Source organism: Endozoicomonas sp. ALB115, from assembly GCF_049310245.1.
Classification (GTDB): domain Bacteria; phylum Pseudomonadota; class Gammaproteobacteria; order Pseudomonadales; family Endozoicomonadaceae; genus Endozoicomonas.
Genome location: NZ_JBLYZG010000002.1, coordinates 91247 through 110635, shown reverse-complemented (window position 1 = coordinate 110635; position 19389 = coordinate 91247). Strand labels below are relative to the sequence as shown.

Sequence of the window (19389 nt, the reverse complement as noted above, 5' to 3'; positions counted from 1 at the left end):
AGGTCAATACACTTTCCACCATTCCTTAAGAGGCCGTCTGAGGTTGACGTACTGGTAGACACAAAATAGATCAGTCGATCATACCAGTAATTTGCATCCGGTTTTTGCTTCCTGACAAACTTTATACCAAAAACCGTTCCATGATGTTGTGAGAGCGTATTCACGCTCTTTTTTGAACTGCAAAAACGGAGAGAAAATGAGACACCTTAGTTGGAAATAAGGACTATCAGCACGCTTGCCAGAATGGCACATTAAAATCTGTCAGAAGTCGTGCAGTCTCCATTAGCGGTAACCCGACAACACCGGAATAGCTGCCAGACAGACTCGCTACCAAAACCGCACCGTAGCCCTGAATTCCGTAGGCACCTGCTTTATCGGTCGGCTCCCCGGAGGCAATATAATCATCAATCAACGAATCAGGCAGGTCATTAAACACCACACCCGTAACCGACAACTCAGTTTGCAGCTGACTGCCATCGGTCACCGCTACTGCGGTCATCACCTGATGAGTCTTGCCGGAAAGCATCCCCAACATACGACGAGCATCGTTTGCATTCTGAGGCTTGCCGAGAATTTGATCATTACAGACCACCGTTGTATCTGCTGCCAACAAAGGCATTTTGGCAGAATCCCGGGTTACTGATGCCTGCCAGCCTGCCGCTGCCTTTTCCCGGGCCATGCGCAGCACGTACTCTGCTGGAGCCTCACCGGGGAATGGGGTTTCATCAATATCACAGGCCAGTTGCTGAAAGGAAACACCGATTTGCTGTAACAGCTCAGCTCGACGCGGGGATTGGGAAGCCAGATAGATCATATTCAACCTTTTTTTGAACGACACAGATTAGAGGGATAGATGCCTAACGTAATGCAGACGGATTATAAAAGAGTTGGAACTTATTCGTTAGTTAGTGGTCAAAAACAGCAGCAAAGCTTTAATACCCATACACCCACTCTTCCTGAGCGGAGCCAAAGGATGGGAGCACCGCACTTCACTCAGTGCGAACGGTGTGGGTATCAAAGAATCAACTACTTATAACAATACTCATAATAAAGAAACACAGGAGGTTTCTATGACAGGCCCCACCGCCGGTAATTCAGCGCTCAATTCCCCCCAGAATGCGCCAAATAGTGAATGGACCTGCGTAAGCTGGTTTAAAAAAATTTCTGACACTGTTGCCAGTAAAACATCTCGCTTTTTTGGGCGTGTTGTTGCCGCTGTGCTATCTGTAGCCGCCTTCATTCCTTCACTGGGCGTTGATCTTGTTTATGCAGCCAAGAGCCTGTATGACAGAAAAGTCACCCATCTCCAAACCAAGGTAGAGTGGATAAGAGACATTCATGATAACGATGTCAAAACTACGATGGCAAACCACAACCGTTTTCTGGCAAAGAACGTCTTACATCCTCCAGAGGCTATCCCGGAAGCAGCTCACCGACAACTGCTTGAGGCCCTGAATGGTGATAGTCCAATTGAGTTGATTACTCCAGACCAAAATGCTTTTACAACATTTAAGTTCGGGGAAGAGCTAAGAATTGGTGAATCCAGACGTTACTACGATATTGGCGGTGGACAGGCACTGGCAATGAATAATCGACCACACCAATTCTATGATGAATTAATGATGAATAGATACCTGGAAAAATTAGGTGTTCCGACCATTGAAATCAAACCCGCTGTTATTCGTTGGGAATTCGAGGGCGAAAAATACACAATGGCAACCTACATCACAACATCATTTAGCGAATACGCAAAACAAAATGCTTTCTTAATGCATAAAAAATCTACGTCAGAGGAAAATGAACTACTGGATGGTAAGAAATTGTTAGCAGTAGACGAAGACAAAGACGAAGACGAGTATATACGGACTCCTGAGAACTGGGATGAGGTTTTAAAGCCACTGGTTAATGATGTCAGAACCCTGGTTGATAATGGTGTTTCTACACGTGCCTGTTACGGAATTGCGGCTACCCACAAAGCCATCGTTGTCGGAAAAGGCAATAAATTCCACTCAGGGGGGCCTGCTGAATATGAGATTCGCGCATTTCCTTATGAATTTGTAGACGAAACGACTCAACTGGATCAACTTCCACCTAAAAAGCAGCTTACAGCCAGGGAGGAGGAAGAAATATTGCAACATTATTTCGAGTTAGCCGCTTTTGTTCAATTTAACCCCAAGGAATGGTTCTTGCCAAAAGAGTGGAAAAAACTTGTTAAAAATCTTGTCGAAAGACATATTCGCCGATGAATCTTCCTGAGAAAAGGCTGCGTTGGTTTTCTACACTCCCGGGAGAATCGCGGTTTGGTGTTTTTGCCAGCAGTTGCCTTTTCCCGGCAGGGGACTCACCGGGAAAAGGTTTTTTATTGAAGGGCAGTTTCTGGCAGGAAACACCAATTTGTTGCAGCAGCTCAGCTCGACGCAGCCATTTGGAAGCCAGATAGATCTTATTAAATCTTAAAAGAATTGAAACTTATTCACTAGATAGTGGTCAAATCTCTAGAAAAATTTACTATATCTCCAAAATATTACTTACAACTACATAATTTAAAGAAAAACACAGGAGGTTTCTATGTCAGACCCGATTGTTGGTAATCCAGCACTCAATCTTTCGCCAACTGCGCAAAATAGTGAATGGACCTGCGTAAGCTGGTTTAAAAAAATTTCTGACGCTGTTGCCAGTAAAACATCTCGCTTTTTTGGGCGTGTTGTTGCGGCTGTGGTAACTGTAGTCACCTTTATTCCTTCACTGGGCGTTGATCTTGTTTATGCAGCAGCCAAGAGCCTGTATGCCAGAAAAATCAGCAGACTCCAGGCTACTGCTCCAAATCTTCCGGTTATTCCGGGAGCCAAAGTACAATGGCGAAGATACATTCATGATGCTGATGTTAAAGCTACGATGGAACGTTACGATCGTTTTCTGGCAGAAAACCTCACACATCATCCAGATGAGATTCCAACAGCAGCAGGGCAACAATTGGATAAGGCAGCCCAAGGTAATATCCCCATTGAGCTGATTACTGAAGATGGTGTCGCAACAGTAAAACTCCATAAAGCGCTGGGAGGTGGTGGATCCAAGACTTTCTACGATATCGGCGATGGCCAGGCACTGGCAATGATTAAAGCCCCACACCAATTCTATGATGAGTTAATGATGCATCGATACCTGGAAAAATTAGGTATTCCTACCAATGAAATCAAACCTGCGGTTATTCGTTGGGAATTTGAAGGCACCACATACACAAAAGCAACCTACATCGCACCATCATTCAGCGAATACCCGAAACAAAATGCTTTCGTATTGGACAGCAAAGCCCCTTTTAATATTGTCGATCAACTGAAGGGTAAGAAACTGTTATCAGCAGGCCAGAATCCATTCATACCTGAGAACTGGGATGAAGTTTTGAATCCACTGGTTAATGATATTAGAACCCTTATTGATAATGGAATTTTTGCTCGGCACGATTCTCTAAATGCCATTCTTGTGGGAAAAGGCAACAAATTCCACTCAGGGGGGCAAGCTGATTTTGAGGCGCGTGCATTTCCATTTGATTTCTCAAGCAAAGTCGAGCAGTACGATCAGCTCCCCGTTAAAAAGCGGCTTAAAGCGAAAGAGGAGGAAAGAACATTAAGTGCCTATATTGAGCAAGTCGTTTTCATTCAATTTGATGCCACGAAATGCGCCTTGCCAAAAGAGTGGAAAGGCCTTGTTAAGGACCTTACCACAAGATACCTTCGTCGAAGAAACTTCCTGTAAAAAAAGTAGCGACAGATTTCTATCCCGGAAGAATCCCGGTTCAGTATTTCTGCCAGCAGTTGCCTTTTCCCGGCGGGAAACTCACCGGGAAAAGGGTTTTCATTTAAAGGCCATTTTCTGTCAGAAAACACCAATTTGGTGTAACAGCTCAGCTCGACGCAGCCATTGGCAAGCCAGATGGATCATATTTAATCTTAAAAGAATTGAAACTTATTCACTGCATAGTGGTCAAACCAGTAGATAATCAACTATATCTCCATATTATTATTTACAATTACATGATTTAACATGATTTAAAGAGAAACACAGGAGGTTTCTATGTCAGACCCGATTGTTAGTAATCCGGCACTCATTACCGATCAGACTACAGAGAAACATAAATGGACCTGTGCAAGCTGGTTTAACAAAATTTCTGAGGCTGTTGCCAGTAAAACATCTCGCTTTTTTGGGCGAGCTGTTGCCGCTGTGGTGGCTGTAGTAGCTTTTATTCCGTCACTGGCGGTTGATCTTGTTTACGCAGTCAAGAGCCTGTATGACCGAAAAGTTACCAAACCTCAAACTATGACCGAAAACCAGCTGCCAGTGAGCAGAACACAAACTACGACTCAAAACCCGATACCAGAGATCAGGTCACAAACTACAACTCAAAACCCGACACCTGAGACAAGGCCACAAACTACAGCTCAACACCCGACACCTGAGACAAGGCCACAAACTACAGCTCAAAACCCGACACCTGAGAGAAGGCCACAAACTACAGCTCAAAACCCGATACCTAAGAGAAGGCCACAAACTACAGCTCAAAACCCGATACCAGAGAGAAGGCCACAAACTACAGCTCAAAACCCGACACCTGAGAGAAGGCCACAAACTACAGCTCAACGCCCGATACCAAAGAGCGGGCCACAACCCCCGGCTCAACGCCCGATACCAAAGAGCGGGCCACAACCCCCGGCTCAACGCCCGATACCAAAGAGCAGTTTTAAAAGTACGGCTCAAAAACGAATGGCAGAGGGTGGTTCAAAAACGCTGACTTCAAACCTTCAAGTTATTCCCGGAGCCAAAGTACAATGGCAAAGATACATCATTGATGACGATGTCAGAGATGCGATGGAAAGATACAATCGTTTTCTGGCAGTTAATGTTTCACATCATCCTGAGGAAATTCCAAAAGCAGCCTACAGTCAATTGGAGAAGGCAAGAGATGGCGCTATTCCCATTGAGTTGATTACTCAAGATGCGGTTAAAACAGTAAAACTCAAGAAGAGACTGGGAGCTGGTGCATCAAAGACATTCTATGATACTGGCGATGGTCAGGCACTGGCAATGAATGCGGCCCCACATCAATTCTATGATGAGTTAATGATGCACAGTTACCTGAAAAAATCAGGTATTCCAACCCTTGACATCGAACCCGCTGTAATTCGTTGGGAGTTTCAGGGTACCAAATACTCAATAGCAACCCATATCGCGCCATCATTTAGCGAATACGCCAAAGAAAATGCTTTTGAAGTGATCAGCAAAACCAGTCTTAAGATTTTTAATCATCTGAACGGTAAGAAAGTGTTATCAGAAGGCCAGAAGCCGTCCATACTTGAAAACTGGGATGCGGCTTTAACTCCACTGGTTAAGGATATTAGAAACCTTATTGATAATGGAGTTTACAACCCGGGTGATGCCTTCAATATGATTCTTGTGGGAAAAGGCGCAAAATTCCACTCAGGAGGTCCTGCTGATTATGAGGTTCGTGCATTCCCAATTGATTTCTCAAGCAAGATTTTTTGCTATGACCGTCTGCCCGTTAAAAATCAGCTGAAAGCTGAAGACGAGAAAACAATATTGAAGGCACATATCAAGCAAGCGGCTCTTATTCAACTCGATGCCAATGCACACCAGTTGACAAAAGATTGGAAGCGTCTTGTTGATAACCTTGCTGAAAGATACCTCCGCAAATGAAGACCTCTGTAAGTAGTTAACCAAATGAACGAGCCTCCAATTACATTGAAAACATTTGGTTAACTACTTATACCAGTGGCAAATCCCATTCACACCAGGAACTAAGTAATGATCCTTAAATAATTCCGACATTTAGAACTCACTCTCCGTTCATCCTGAGCGGAGTCGAAGGGTGCCTGGCACAATCTATCATGCCTCGGAGTTAACGCCCTTCGACAGGCTCAGGACGAACGGAGTTCGGAGGCTCCGAAATGTGTAAATTATTCAAGGACTATTCCTAAACCACCCGGAAATAGCGCCTCAAAAAACGCAGTCCGGACATAACCCAGGGCCAGATAAGCGCGCTGGATAATGAAGGCAGCAAATACCAGACAGAGGGAATCGTATTCCCTGCAGCACTGCGAACCCACAGTAGCAGCAGTTGATAAAAACCTACCATCAGGAACACCATGAAGGCCTGTTGCCAGACAGGAAATAACCTGAGCCGCCGATGCAGGCTGAGCACAATAAAAGCAACCATGATCATCCCCAGGGAGTTCAACCCAAACAGACTTCCCTGAAACACATCCAGCAGCAAACCAGTAATAAAGGCAAACAGCAAACCAAACCGCTCCGGCAATGCCAGAGCCCAGTAGATAACCACCAGCGGTACCCATGCCGGGCGAACCAGTGATAACCATTCAGGCAATGGCATAATACTGAACATTGCCGCCACCAGCAGGGTCATCCACACCACCCAGTGGGCATTAGCCTGCTGAACCATTATCGCCGCACCTCATCTGCTTTCTTCTCCACCTTTGTCTTTGAAACATCCGTCTGGGCAGCGTTGATCGGCTCAATCAGGCCGGAGACTTCCCGAAAAACCAGAAGCACAACCCGGCTTCTGTTCACTTCAGCAAGAGGCTTAACTTCAATAGAGGCAAAGGCATCGCCGGAATTATGGATAACCCGGGTAACCACCCCCACCGGGTACCCCTCGGGATAGATGCCCCCCAGCCCCGAACTGGTCAGCAGATCACCCTCCTGAAAATCTTCAGTAACCGGGATATGCTGCAATTCAAGGCGATCCGTACGACCGGTCCCCGTAGCAATAGCTCGATATTTGGTTCGGTGATTTTGCACAGGAATGCGGGCCGCCACATCGGTCAGCATCAACACCCGACTGCTGACCGGGCTGACTTCAATAACCTGCCCCATCACGCCATGAGCATCGAGAATGGCCTGCCCTTCGTAGACCTTGTCAATGGCTCCCTTGTTAATGATCACCCGGTGCCGGAAAGGATCAGGGTCAACGCCAACCACCTCGGCAACCAATACCTGCTCATCCACCAGTTCAGAAGAGTTCAGCAACTCCCGCAGACGGATATTCTGGGCTGTTAATGAAGCAAGTTTCTGAACCTTCTGTTCAAGAATCAGGTTTCGTGCCTTGAGACGGGCGTTTTCCTGAAGCAAGTCGTTGTGCGACATCACCACCTGTGAAGCGGTTCCCCAGATACGCCCGGGCAGATCAGCAAGAAACAGGACAGGCGTAGCAGCAACAGTCAGCCACTGGCGAACCTGTGACAGGGCGCGATAGCTATGATCAAAATACAAAATCGCCAATGACAGGATGATCAGCAAAACAAAGCGCGTGACCAGTGACTGGCGTTGACTGAAAATCGGTTTAATAACCTGCTCCTTACCAGGCTTCGGATTAATTGCCGTGAAAATGCCATATCAAAAACCTGAAGCACCGTTCTATCGACACCCATACCTGGCTGACAATTTCCAGTGATCAGCTATTTAAGGTGATGAGTTCAACACTTCCCGGAAAAGCCGCGATTACCGAAAAAACACTGATCACCAGAAGATAACTGCTAACTTTGCCTGGGAGCCTGTCCGAGAATAGCGCCCGTAGCGAGGATGGCAGAAAATTGAGGATAAAAATTCTGTTTTGTGAGGTGAATAGCGGGGCTATTTGCCGAACAAAACGGAATTTTTAGACCAATTTGCTGCCACCGCAGTAGGGCAGTCTATTCTCGGACAGGCTCCTAGTGGCAGACCAAAATAGCAAATCAGCAATACCTCGGGAAGAAATATTGCTGATCATTTTGCAAAACAGGTGCTTGATTAACAGAGCCGTTAATCCGTGGATAACAAGTCCATACGGTGCTTATCCATCATCTCTATTGCCCTGCCGCCGCCACGGGCCACACAGGTCAGCGGATCTTCAGCGACCAGAACCGGCAGGCCGGTTTCTTCACTGATCAGTTTATCCAGATCCCGCAGCAATGCACCACCACCGGTCAGAACCAGGCCACGCTCGGCAATATCCGAAGCCAGTTCCGGCGGTGATTGTTCCAAGGCACTTTTCACTGCCTGAACAATCGCCGTCAGCGACTCCTGAAGCGCTTCCAGAATTTCACCACTGTTCAGGGTAAAGCTCCGGGGAATACCTTCCGCCAGGTTACGCCCGCGCACATCAATTTCCAGCAGTTCATCACTTGGGTAGGCGATGGCAATTTCCTGCTTGATACGCTCAGCAGTAGCATCACCAATCAGGCTGCCGTAGTTGCGGCGGACATACGTCACAATCGCGTCATCAAAACGGTCACCGCCAATGCGCACAGATTCAGAGTATACGACACCGCTAAGGGAGATAATGGCAATCTCCGTAGTACCACCACCGATATCCACAACCATGGAGCCACTGGCTTCTTCAACCGGAAGTCCGGCACCAATAGCGGCCGCCATCGGCTCTTCGATCAAATACACTTCCCGGGCACCCGCGCCCAGTACTGATTCACGGATCGCCCGCTTTTCAACTTTGGTTGATTTGCAGGGCACACAGACCAGCACACGAGGGCTGGGCTGAATAAAACTGTTCTCATGCACTTTGTTAATAAAGTGCTGGAGCATACGCTCGCAGACATCAAAGTCCGCTATCACGCCATCCTTCATTGGACGTATAGCGGTAATGTTGCCGGGGGTTCGCCCCAGCATCCGCTTGGCATCGGCACCAACAGCCACTACGCTTTTCTGAGTACCGAGATTGCGGATAGCAACCACAGAGGGTTCATTTAACACTATGCCCTTTTCGCGGACATAGACCAATGTGTTGGCTGTTCCAAGATCAATCGAGAGATCGCTGGAAAACAGGCCACGTAACCTTTTCAGCATGTTATGGTGTACCTTGATTCAAGGCTTGGGTAATTCCAGAAACTCTAACAATGCTGCCTCCGGAGGGCAAGCAGCAATTGTGCTCTGTGGCAACTGTGCCTGAATCATTTATCTCAGGAAAAGCATTCAAACAGCGGCCTTAATAGTGGGATTTACCGAAAAACCGGGTGACTGTCCGTGTGTTTTGTTAAACTGCAAAGTTCTATTTTTACACCAATCAGCCCCCCCATTTACCATTCCAGCAGAGATGTTTCCGGTAATCATCCCATAGATCACCCGATAAATCCTTGAGAAATAGGTGGGCAGCCCATACATTAGCTTCTTATTTATTTGATTGTTATTCATTTATGGAGAACCATTACCAATGGCCATCGACGCCTCTGGAGTTAAAAAGGTTGCAAAACTTGCACGTCTGTCCATTGACGACGATGCAGTGGAAGTAACCGCTGCCACCATCAGCAGCATACTGGAACTGGTCGATAGCATGCAGGCCGTTGATACACAGGGCGTGGAACCCCTGGCACACCCTCTGGATGCCATCCAGCGCCTGCGCCCTGACCAGGTCACCGAAGAAAACCAGCGAGAGCAATTACAGGGCTGCGCACCTGCCGTTGAAGAAGGCCTCTTTCTGGTTCCCCGTGTTATTGAGTAATACGTCAGAAAATATTGCAGCAGTGATCGTGGTAGAAACGCCGAAAAGGCATTATTTTCATAATAACTGCTCTGAGTCCGGTAGAAGCTGAGCCTCTTCTATACCATACGTCTTCCAACCGAACGAATCCCATGTACGATAAAACCATTGCAGAACAGAGCCGGGCATTAGCCAGTGGCGAAATATCCAGTGTCGAGTTGACACAAACCTACCTTGACCGAATCAGGCAGTTCGATGGTGACATCAACAGCTTTATTACGGTGACTGAAACGTTAGCCCTGGAACAGGCAGCCGCCGCCGACCAGTGCCTTGCGGCGGGCGATGCCCACGCCATGACCGGCATTCCCGTTGCCCATAAAGACCTGTTCTGCACACAAGGCGTAAAAACCTCCTGTGGTTCAAAAATGCTGGACAACTTTATTGCCCCTTATGAGTCCACCGTCACCGGCAAATTCAGGGATGCCGGTGCCGTTATGCTGGGCAAAACCAATATGGATGAGTTTGCCATGGGCTCTTCCAATGAAAACAGCCATTATGGCCCGGTCAAAAACCCATGGGACAAATCCGCCATCCCCGGCGGCTCCTCCGGCGGTTCTGCCGCAGCTGTAGCAGCCCAGCTGGCAGCTGGCGCTACCGGCACGGATACCGGCGGGTCCATTCGCCAGCCTGCCTCACACTGCGGCATTACCGGACTGAAGCCAACCTATGGCCGGGTTTCCCGCTGGGGTATGGTAGCCTACGCATCAAGCCTTGATCAGGCTGGCCCGATGACCCGCTCCGCTGAAGATGCCGCCATTATGCTGAACACCATGGCGGGCTTTGATAACCGGGACTCCACCTGTCTTGACCATGAAGTACCGGACTACACGGCAACACTGAATGACTCCCTGGAAGGCCTGACCATTGGGCTGCCAAAAGAGTACTTCGCGGCCGGACTGGACAGTGAAGTGGAACAACAGATCCGCAATGCCATTGCCGAATATGAAAAGCTCGGTGCAAACGTCAAGGAGGTCAGCCTGCCTAATGCCAGGCTGTGCATTCCTGCCTACTACGTGATTGCCCCGGCAGAAGCTTCTTCCAACCTGTCCCGCTTTGACGGCGTGCGTTTCGGGCATCGCTGCGAAGACCCGAAAGACTTGATGGATCTCTACATTCGCAGCCGCAGCGAAGGGTTTGGTGAAGAAGTCAAACGTCGTATTATTGTGGGTACCTATGCCCTCTCGGCTGGCTACTACGACGCCTATTACCGCAAGGCCCAGCAGATCCGTCGCCTGATCCGGGATGACTTCCTCAACGCCTTTAAAGAGTGTGATGTCATCATGGGCCCTAACGCCCCGACATCCGCCTTTGACATTGGCTCCATGAGCAATGATCCGGTCGCCATGTACCTCTCGGATATCTATACACTGTCGGTTAACCTGGCAGGCCTGCCCGGATTATCTGTTCCTGCTGGCATGGCAAACCAGCGCCCGGTCGGCCTGCAGATCATTGGTCAGCACTTTGATGAAGCCCGTCTGTTGAATATTGGCCACCGCTTCCAGCAGGCAACCGACTGGCACCAGAAATCTCCGGCATTGGTTTAGGACACAGTAATATGCAATGGGAAACCGTTATCGGACTGGAGATTCACGTCCAGCTCGCCACCAGAACCAAAATATTCTCCGGTGCATCCACCGCTTTTGGTGCCGCACCTAACACCCAGGCCTGTGCGGTAGACCTTGGTCTGCCCGGCATCCTGCCCGTGGTTAACGAAGAAGCGATCAATATGGCCATTAAGTTTGGCCTGGGCATTGATGCCGACATCAACAAGGTGAATGTTTTCGAGCGTAAAAACTATTTCTACCCGGATCTGCCAAAAGGCTACCAGACCACCCAGCTGGAAAAGCCAATAGTGGGCGCTGGTCATGTGGATATCACACTGGCGGATGGCTCCACTAAAAGCATTCGCATCCACCATGCCCACCTGGAAGAAGATGCAGGAAAAAGCCTGCACGAAGACTTTCATGGTATGTCAGGGATTGACCTGAACCGTGCTGGCACTCCCCTGATTGAGATTGTCACAGAACCTGATATCCGCAATGCAGAGGAAGCTGTGGCCTTTGCCAAAAAGCTGCACTCCATTGTCACTACACTGGGCATCTGCGATGGCGATATGTCCCAGGGTTCCATGCGGTTTGATGTTAACGTCTCCGTTCGCCCTAAAGGACAACAAGAGTTCGGTACCCGCACAGAAACCAAAAACCTGAACTCCTTCAAGTTTATGGAGGCTGCCATCCTCAAAGAGGTAGAACGCCAGATCGACCTGATTGAAGATGGCGGAACCGTTATCCAGGAGACCCGTCTCTATAACGGTGATACCGGCGAAGCCCGCTCCATGCGCAGCAAAGAAGAAGCGAACGATTACCGTTACTTCCCCTGCCCTGACCTGCTGCCGGTTATTATTGACGACAGTCGTCTTGAAAAACTGAAGGCTGAAATGCCTGAAATGCCAGCTGCCAAAAAAGCACGTTTTATCACTGATTTTGGCCTGAGCGATTATGATGCCGAAATACTTTCCGCTGACCAGGGGACGGCGAACTACTTTGAAGCCACCGTCCGTGCCAGTGGTGATGCCAAACTGTCTGCCAACTGGATTATGGGAGAACTGTCCAGATCCCTGAATCAGAACAGCATTGCCATCAGCGCAAGCCCGGTGACTGCCGATATGCTCGGCGGCCTGATCAAGCGCATCAAAGACAACACCATCTCCGGCAAAATCGCCAAAGAGGTCTTTGAAGTACTCTGGCAGGGTGAGTGCAGCACGGCCGATGCAGTCATCGAGAAAAAAGGCCTCAAGCAGGTGACCGATACCGGTGCCATTGAAGCCATGATTGATGACGTTCTGGCCAACAATGCCCAGCAGGTTGAGAATTATCGTGCGGCTGAGGAAGACAAGCGCGGAAAAATGATCGGTTTCTTTGTGGGTCAGTGCATGAAAGCGTCCAAAGGCAAGGCCAACCCCGGCCTGGTTAACCAGATTCTGAAACAGAAACTGGACGGCTAACCGTAGCTCTCAGGGTAGACATTAGCACCAGGGGAAGTCGCTAATGTCTACTTAACAAGGCAACATCCATCAAAACAGCCCCTCTCACCTCCGTCTGTAATTGATCACCTGTTAACCAGAATACGACAGATGACAATGAAGGGCTGGATTTCCAAACCCTTCAGCTGGCCTAACGTTTTTAACTGATTCTAGATCAGCTATTAACCAGGAAGTGGGCCCAGATACTGGCCGCATACCCCAGGGCAATGGCCCAACTCCAGCGGAGATGGGTCATAAAGGTGTAGCCACCTTTCGATGTCCCCATCAAGGCAACGCCAGCAGCGGAGCCGATGGATAACAGGCTGCCACCCACACCTGCGGTCAGCGTTATCAATAACCACTGGAAGGCGTCCATTTCAGGATCCATTCCGAGGATGGCAAACATCACCGGAATGTTATCGACAATGGCAGAGATTATACCGGCGATGATATTAGTCCACGTTGCCCCGAGATCGGCATACATGGTTTCCGAGGCAAGGTCGAGGTAACCGAGATAGCGCAGGCCACCCACCGAGAAGATGACACCAAAGAAGAACAGCAGCGTATCCCATTCGGCATGGGCCACTTCCTGAAAGATATCGATTTTATCCTCTTTGGCCCGGGGACGTGCTGTCAACCGGCGGTTACTGGTCAGCCCCTGAATTTGCATGATATAGGTATAGAGCATCAACAGGGCAAGACCTGTCATCATCCCCATAAATGGTGGCAGCCCCAGCACTTTCTCAAAACTGACTGCCAGGAAAATAGTCACCAGGAAAAGACAGCAGATGGCAATACCACCACGACGAATGGTGCTATCCACTCGCACAGCGACCGGACGCCCTTGCTCAATGAAAAAGCTCATAATGATGGCCGGTACCAGATAATTAACCACCGACGGTATAAAGAGGCTGAAAAAGGTAAAGAACTCAAGCTTACCTGCCTGCCAAACCATCAGAGTGGTAATATCTCCAAAGGGGCTGAAAGCACCACCGGCATTGGCAGCAACCACCACATTGATCATGGCCAGGGTAGTAAACGCTGGCCTGCCTTCACCTACGGCCATAATCACCGCGCCCATCAACAGCGCAGTGGTAAGATTGTCAGCCACCGGAGAAATAAAGAACGCCATAGCGCCGGTTATCCAGAAAAGACTTCGGTAATTAAAGCCCTTGCTGATCAGCCAGCTGCGTAACGTGGCAAACACCTGCCGGTCTTCCATGGCATTAATGTAGGTCATGGCCACCAGCAGAAAGAGGAACATCGCCGCATACTCTTCCAGATCATGCATAACGGCCTGTTTGAGCTCTTCGTGGGAAACGCCCTTCTGTGTAGCAATAAAAGCAATCAGTGCCCAGATGATTCCCGCCGCCATAATCACCGGTTTGGACTTACGCAGATGAAGCTGCTCTTCGGCCATCACCAGGCAGTAGGCAATTACAAAAATGGCAATGCAGGCCCAGGCTAACGGGCTGGATGTTACCCCCAGCACACTATCGCCAGCCAGAGCGGTGGTCGGCAGGCAGGCTAGCGCTCCCATTGACAGGCGTCTTTTCATTATTATCATCATAACTTCGTCCCACAGGCTCAATCTGAAGCCAGTGCTAAATTGGTAAATTTAAAGATCGCGAAGGATACCTATACCGAAAGCAGAGTGCAAAAAAGCATCAAATAAAAGCAGCATTACGCAGTGGCAGGATAAACAGGCAAGACGATACGAAAGCAAATAGCGATATGAAAAAAAAGTTATTAATACTTTTTTAGCTTAAAAACCGCTTTATATTGAACAATCTTTCAACAAGTTTGCGTATAGACTTTATAGACAGATGTTCAATATTTCCGAGAATGATTTTTGCGAGAGTGTCTGATGTCAATCGCTCTAAAACTCCAGGCTTTTTTAAATCATAATCAGGTAGATTATGAAGTGGTCAGTCACCCTTATTCAGACCGTGCACTCAACACCGCCCATGTCGCCTGCGTTCCCGTTAAACATATGGCTAAAGCCATCGTTCTTCAGGATGAGGAAGGTCATGTAATGGCTATCGTTCCCTCCATGAACAAATTAATGCTGCGCTGGATAAACACAAAACTGAATCGTCATCTTCATCTGGTCAGCGAACACAGCCTTGAGGAGCTGTTCCCAGACTGCGAAATGGGAGCAGTACCGGCAATGGGCATCGCCTATGGCATGAAAACCTGTTGGGATGATGAGCTCAACGCCGTCCAGGATCTTTACTTCCAGGGAGGTAATCACCGGGAACTGGTGCATATTCAAAGAGAACAGTTTAAAAAGTTGCTACAGGGCCAGCCACACGCCGCCATCAGCTGTGATCCGGATGAAGCGGAGGCTTATGCAACGGACAACTAAGGAATTGAGCCTGAATAATTTCCTTTTTTGCCACAGAGGAAAAGCTTTTTGCTTTTCTCCGTGTCTCTGTGACTCCGTGGCAATCTCTTTTAGCGGATCATCTTCTTTACAAACAAGACAACAAAAAGCGCCAGGGAAAAGCTGCCGGTGAATGCTTCACAGGCAGCAACAATCCGGGACAGCCCCAGCGGGGTCAAGTCACCGTAGCCAAGGGTGGTAAACGTCACCACGCTGAAATAAAGACAATCAAGCCAATACCGGAGGTTCTGGAACAGATCCTGGTTCTGGCTGAACCGGATAACCGTATCACCACCCTGAACCCCGGTGAACAGATAGAGGAAAGAGCAGAACACAATCAAAGCCACGGAAAAAAGCACCACTCGCAGCGGTGATTCACCATAGCCACTGATCCTGTCAACCAGGTAAGAAAGCACCCGTTGCCGCGAGCATTTTGGCATCTGCAACCGATGGAAGACCCTTTCCCGATAATAAAAATGACCGGCCTCCCTCATCATGCCGAGGTTTTCACAATGTCGGCGAATGTTTCTGGCAGACTCTTCCGCTTCTTCAAATAACGCCATGGCATTTTCAGGATGGGCGGCAGCTTCCTGCTCCTGATAAAGCTTATCCCCCCACGTCACATGATCCAGCAGACTATTGTTCAGATTCACACCCAGCAGATTACAGCCTTCAAGATTTGCCCTATGCAGATTGGCATTGGAAAGATCTGCTTTTAACAGTCGGGAACCCGATAAATCCACACGATAAAAATGCCCATTACAGAGGCTGGCCCTGCTCAAATCGCAGTTAACCAGTTGATATGGCTTACCACCACCGTGGTTCACCAGGTTAACGTTGTCCAGATTAGCCCTGCGGAGAATAAATCCTTCCATGGGCAGCCCGGTTGCGGCCCTCTTTTCCAGCCTCACTTTTACCTCATCTCCGGTTTTATCCACATCAGGATCATGCCAGAAGCAAAGCTGGCTGCCTGACTCCGCCACATCTTTGCAACGACCATATTGTCCGAAAAAAGAGCACTGATGCTCGGTCTTCTGCACCTGATTCAAACCCCGGGCCCTGTATTCTGACGACAGTTTCTGCTGAAAACCATCATCTTCCCTGCTGTGCTGACTATATCGGCCCGCTGATTATGGTATTTACATCGCCGGTGACTTTACAGACAGCAAACTTTTCAACACACTGAGCACTTCTCTGATCAATGTGGGACACTCCATGAAAATTCTGTTTGTACACTCCGCCCACGATAAACCGGGGTCTATGGGTGAAAAAACGTGGAGCCATATATTTCACCACCATCTGCAAGAAGGAACCAACAACAATGAATAAATCCGCCCACTACATCCTGCCTTTACTGTTATTACTTTCCAGCCATTGGCTACACGCTGACGTCCCGGAACTTACCTGCCCTGAAAGCCCGAATTGCGTCAGCAGCCTCGCTTCTGGCAAACAGAATATTGCCGCCCTTTCCTTTGATCAGTCTGATACCCAGGGGATCAAGAAAAAACTGTTAGCCACTTTGCAGAACTGGCCCAATGCAGAGATTCTCAGCAGTAATGACCAGATCATTATTACGGTGTTCACCACCCCCTGGCTGAAGTTCAAGGACGACCTGATAATGATTATTCGTCCGAACGGCACGGTTGATGTGCGCTCATCCTCTCGCGTCGGCTATTACGATTTCGGTACCAATCGCCGTCGTATCGAAAAGTTAAGAGCAGCGCTTGGTGATGGAAGCGACCCGGATGCTGAGCCAAAATAGGACCCAATACCCGTTAATAGACCAGCCTCCTGGTACATCATTTCAATGGGTTTGATGCGTACAATCTCCATTGACATAGACGTGAAAGCGGATTTTCCGACGCCTGATGACTTTCCAGTGTATAAGCTGAGTAAGTTCGAGGGTAATGAATTGTCTGCGGCTGAAAAGAAACACAATCAGGTTCTGAAATTTGCCCGCAATAATTGCAAGAATAATGGCAAAGGTTGTGATGTCCGAGTCATCTCAGACTATTCATTCTGGGGTTATCCACACACTGACTTCAGGGTAGCGATAAAATGAACAAAATATTTGCTCTGGTATTTGCAACTCTCGTAATACAACTTCATGGCTACTGGGAAGTTTCACGTCTACCAACTGGGCTGGCGGAGTGGGGAACGTTACTTCTGCTAAGCGCCATTGTTGTTTCGCCATTGATTTTTTTCCAGCCCGTAGTTGATGAGGAGGTGAATGATGGCTCTGAGGTTTAGAAAGCGTATCAGGATAGCCAAAGGGCTGAATCTAAACTTGAGCTGGTCGGGTAAAAGAGGTGTGACCACTAGTGCCACCGCTGGTGTGCCGGGTGCTAATGTCAATATAGGTAAAAAAGGCAGTGGTATTGGTGTTCGCAGGGGAACATTGGGAGTGCCTGGGTCGGGAGTCTCCAGCCATAAAAACTTTTCAGATGACAAAAACATTGCTGAAGAGGGTGATAGCGCTTCAGCGCATAGCTGGAAGCATTGGCTTTTTGTTTTAACCTGTATTGGCGGGATTGTTCTGTTGCATTACAGATGATATCTCTTTTTGTCAGCGAAGCAGATTCAACCACGTCAGTCGAAGATAGGCCTCTATCTCTGGGAAAATCGACCTAGAGTAATGAAGCAACACAGAACCTTACTGATTAGCCACACACCCGGATTACTTTCCTTATACATTGAATGCCGGTCAGGTTGCTTATCATAAAGCCTCATGATCGGTTTAAAGATGTAAATTATTTGAAGATGTACCCCTATGGCCCATAGCTACCGCAATGATGCGGACCTGGAAATGCTGCGCTACGCAGATAACGAGATGCTGAGCATTCTGGTGAACTATCTCACCAAAGATAAGGATGGAGATTCCCGCTGGACAGAAGAGTTAACATCGAACCCTGAGTTTAAAAAAGCCGGGTGCAACTATAAACAAGCCTGGCAGCCAATAGCTGCTGAATTGCAACACTTTGGTGGCGACACCCTTGTTAATATCTTCAGACGCAGTGGCGTACCTTACCGTGAAATTCTGATTGATGTCTGCAAGAAGGTCGGCGTAAAAACCGATTACAGTAACTCTGTCGATACCATAAACATTGAACAGTCCCTGCTTGCTCATCTTTTTGAAAAAGCATGGTCTGATATGACAAAAGAACAGAAGGCGGAAGTTCGCAGGCAGATGAAAATAGACCCGTCGCTCACTGGCGGTGCCGCCATAGCCACTATCCAGGTCGCCATTCGTATGGGTGGTTTTATGTCTTACCAGATCGCCCTGATTGTCGCTAACTCGGTAGCCAGAGCCATTACCGGTCAGGGCCTTAAAATGGCAACTAACGTCGGTATTTCCCGAGTCATCGGTGTGGCTGCCGGCCCCATTGGCTGGGTCATTACCGGTTTGCTGACGGTACCGGCCATTTCCGGGCCCGCGTTTCGCGTTACTCTGCCCTGTGTTATTCAGATTGCTGCTATCCGGCAGCAGATGTTGAACGAATCAATTGGCTTTTAATACCCATGAATACCATTTTTACTTTTGACTGGGATAAAGTGTATCCCCATGTTTTTGAGGCATTACAGATTGGCAGTGCCGTGCTTCGGGATGGTGTTGCCTACTGGAGTGAAACGTCCGGTAAGTCTGGCATTATTCAGCATATGCCGTTGAAATCCGTCGTACTTGACCAGGCCGATTTGAATGATCTGACTTCTGCCATCTCCAAAGTTCAGAAGATGGTTCAAGGGACACAGGCCGCTTCATTGGTTGCAACAGCCGTCAGCACAGGCATTATTGTTGGCGCTATTGTGGTGCAAACCATATACCTGGCCAATAAGATCGACACACTGCAAAACGAAGTTGATCTGATTTCTCAGGACGTTAACTCCCAGAACATTATCTACTTTATGAGCAGGATGTCCGAGTATTTTGGCGTGGTTGAATCTGCCCGGATTTTACTGCTGGATAGAGCTCTGGTCGATGATACCCGGACAATGGCAGATCATCTGATTATGGATCTAAGCATCAAACGCAATGAGTTGATGTCGCTGATTGACAATCTTGTGGCTTTTGCTGACCAGGTATCTGAGCAACACCTGACACATATGCTGGACTTTATTACGACCATGCTTGATATCCTTCCAAAAGCCATTTTCATAGAATGTCAGCTGTGTGATCGCTACGGTAAATTTTCACTTGCAGAGCACCTGATGCGAGAAAGCAGTAAACGCTATGAGGGAATACTGGCCAATTACAGAGCCTGGTGTAATGATAGAGTAAAGCAGGTCATTATGGGTAAGTCAGACCCGGGAGCCCTTTGCTTTCATGAGAAAAAGGACGATCTGAAAGCCTTGTTCGACTCAGTCAGTAATAATCTGCTTCTGGCTCCTGCGATGCCTATTAGACTGGAAAATAACAGATAGCCT

Annotated in this window: 19 protein-coding genes; 13 read left to right on the top strand and 6 right to left on the bottom strand. The window is 48.3% G+C overall.

Annotation, left to right across the window (positions count from 1 at the left end):
• Positions 1-226 precede the first annotated feature (226 nt).
• Complete coding sequence (locus tag ACO6VE_RS01575) at positions 227-814, bottom strand: Maf family protein (protein WP_422459370.1); 588 nt, start codon at positions 812-814, stop codon at positions 227-229.
• Between the two features lie 256 nt (positions 815-1070).
• Here ACO6VE_RS01575 and ACO6VE_RS01570 point away from each other — a divergent pair, with 256 nt between their 5' ends.
• From ACO6VE_RS01570 to ACO6VE_RS01560, 3 genes are all read left to right on the top strand, one after another.
• Positions 1071-2246, top strand: a complete 1176-nt coding sequence (locus ACO6VE_RS01570) for a hypothetical protein (RefSeq protein WP_422459368.1) — start codon at positions 1071-1073, stop codon at positions 2244-2246.
• Between the two features lie 322 nt (positions 2247-2568).
• Positions 2569-3753 carry a hypothetical protein gene (locus ACO6VE_RS01565; protein ID WP_422459366.1) on the top strand — a complete coding sequence of 395 codons (1185 nt, stop codon included), beginning with the start codon at positions 2569-2571 and terminating at the stop codon, positions 3751-3753.
• Positions 3754-4071: 318 nt separating this feature from the next.
• Positions 4072-5709 (top strand): hypothetical protein, encoded by a 1638-nt coding sequence (locus tag ACO6VE_RS01560; RefSeq protein ID WP_422459364.1) that lies wholly within the window; start codon positions 4072-4074, stop codon positions 5707-5709.
• 277 nt (positions 5710-5986) lie between these two features.
• Here the strand turns inward: ACO6VE_RS01560 and mreD are convergent, their stop codons facing one another.
• The 3 genes from mreD to ACO6VE_RS01545 all read right to left on the bottom strand — a co-directional run bounded on the left by mreD (position 5987) and on the right by ACO6VE_RS01545 (position 8868).
• Entirely contained in the window at positions 5987-6472 is a 486-nt protein-coding gene (gene mreD, locus ACO6VE_RS01555; RefSeq protein WP_422449246.1) for a rod shape-determining protein MreD, read from the bottom strand.
• The gene (gene mreC / locus ACO6VE_RS01550; RefSeq protein WP_422459434.1) at positions 6472-7368 is read right to left on the bottom strand and encodes a rod shape-determining protein MreC; all 897 of its coding nucleotides are present in this window, start codon (positions 7366-7368) and stop codon (positions 6472-6474) included. The genes mreD and mreC overlap by 1 nt, the downstream gene beginning before the upstream one ends.
• 462 nt (positions 7369-7830) lie before the next feature.
• Positions 7831-8868, bottom strand: coding sequence for a rod shape-determining protein (locus ACO6VE_RS01545; RefSeq protein WP_020585121.1), 1038 nt, complete (start codon positions 8866-8868; stop codon positions 7831-7833).
• A 364-nt stretch (positions 8869-9232) separates the two neighbouring features.
• Between ACO6VE_RS01545 and gatC the strand changes: the two genes are divergently transcribed.
• The 3 genes from gatC (at position 9233) to gatB (ending at position 12563) form a co-directional block, all read left to right on the top strand.
• Entirely contained in the window at positions 9233-9520 is a 288-nt protein-coding gene (gatC, locus tag ACO6VE_RS01540; RefSeq protein ID WP_209203311.1) for an Asp-tRNA(Asn)/Glu-tRNA(Gln) amidotransferase subunit GatC, read from the top strand.
• Positions 9521-9651: 131 nt separating this feature from the next.
• On the top strand, positions 9652-11103 hold the full coding sequence (gene gatA / locus ACO6VE_RS01535; RefSeq protein WP_422449249.1) for an Asp-tRNA(Asn)/Glu-tRNA(Gln) amidotransferase subunit GatA: 1452 nt from the start codon (positions 9652-9654) through the stop codon (positions 11101-11103).
• An 11-nt stretch (positions 11104-11114) separates the two neighbouring features.
• The gene (gatB, locus tag ACO6VE_RS01530) at positions 11115-12563 is read left to right on the top strand and encodes an Asp-tRNA(Asn)/Glu-tRNA(Gln) amidotransferase subunit GatB (protein WP_422459362.1); all 1449 of its coding nucleotides are present in this window, start codon (positions 11115-11117) and stop codon (positions 12561-12563) included.
• A 193-nt stretch (positions 12564-12756) separates the two neighbouring features.
• Here the strand turns inward: gatB and nhaD are convergent, their stop codons facing one another.
• Positions 12757-14148 (bottom strand): sodium:proton antiporter NhaD, encoded by a 1392-nt coding sequence (gene nhaD, locus ACO6VE_RS01525; RefSeq protein ID WP_422459432.1) that lies wholly within the window; start codon positions 14146-14148, stop codon positions 12757-12759.
• Between the two features lie 300 nt (positions 14149-14448).
• Between nhaD and ACO6VE_RS01520 the strand changes: the two genes are divergently transcribed.
• Entirely contained in the window at positions 14449-14949 is a 501-nt protein-coding gene (locus ACO6VE_RS01520) for an aminoacyl-tRNA deacylase (RefSeq protein ID WP_422449253.1), read from the top strand.
• A gap of 89 nt (positions 14950-15038) precedes the next feature.
• On the opposite strand, the gene ACO6VE_RS01515 is transcribed toward ACO6VE_RS01520, so the two are convergent.
• A complete protein-coding gene (locus ACO6VE_RS01515) occupies positions 15039-16007 on the bottom strand; it encodes a pentapeptide repeat-containing protein (RefSeq protein ID WP_422449572.1) in 969 nt (322 codons plus the stop codon).
• A gap of 281 nt (positions 16008-16288) precedes the next feature.
• Here ACO6VE_RS01515 and ACO6VE_RS01510 point away from each other — a divergent pair, with 281 nt between their 5' ends.
• The 6 genes from ACO6VE_RS01510 (at position 16289) to ACO6VE_RS01485 (ending at position 19386) form a co-directional block, all read left to right on the top strand.
• Positions 16289-16729, top strand: coding sequence for a DUF1499 domain-containing protein (locus tag ACO6VE_RS01510; RefSeq protein ID WP_422459360.1), 441 nt, complete (start codon positions 16289-16291; stop codon positions 16727-16729).
• Between the two features lie 54 nt (positions 16730-16783).
• Positions 16784-17029, top strand: a complete 246-nt coding sequence (locus tag ACO6VE_RS01505) for a hypothetical protein (protein WP_422459358.1) — start codon at positions 16784-16786, stop codon at positions 17027-17029.
• Complete coding sequence (locus tag ACO6VE_RS01500; protein ID WP_422459356.1) at positions 17026-17217, top strand: hypothetical protein; 192 nt, start codon at positions 17026-17028, stop codon at positions 17215-17217. The genes ACO6VE_RS01505 and ACO6VE_RS01500 overlap by 4 nt, the downstream gene beginning before the upstream one ends.
• Complete coding sequence (locus ACO6VE_RS01495; RefSeq protein WP_422459354.1) at positions 17198-17521, top strand: DUF4236 domain-containing protein; 324 nt, start codon at positions 17198-17200, stop codon at positions 17519-17521. The genes ACO6VE_RS01500 and ACO6VE_RS01495 overlap by 20 nt, the downstream gene beginning before the upstream one ends.
• 216 nt (positions 17522-17737) lie before the next feature.
• The gene (locus ACO6VE_RS01490; RefSeq protein WP_422459352.1) at positions 17738-18481 is read left to right on the top strand and encodes a DUF3944 domain-containing protein; all 744 of its coding nucleotides are present in this window, start codon (positions 17738-17740) and stop codon (positions 18479-18481) included.
• A gap of 5 nt (positions 18482-18486) precedes the next feature.
• Entirely contained in the window at positions 18487-19386 is a 900-nt protein-coding gene (locus tag ACO6VE_RS01485; protein ID WP_422459350.1) for a hypothetical protein, read from the top strand.
• Positions 19387-19389: the final 3 nt, after the last annotated feature.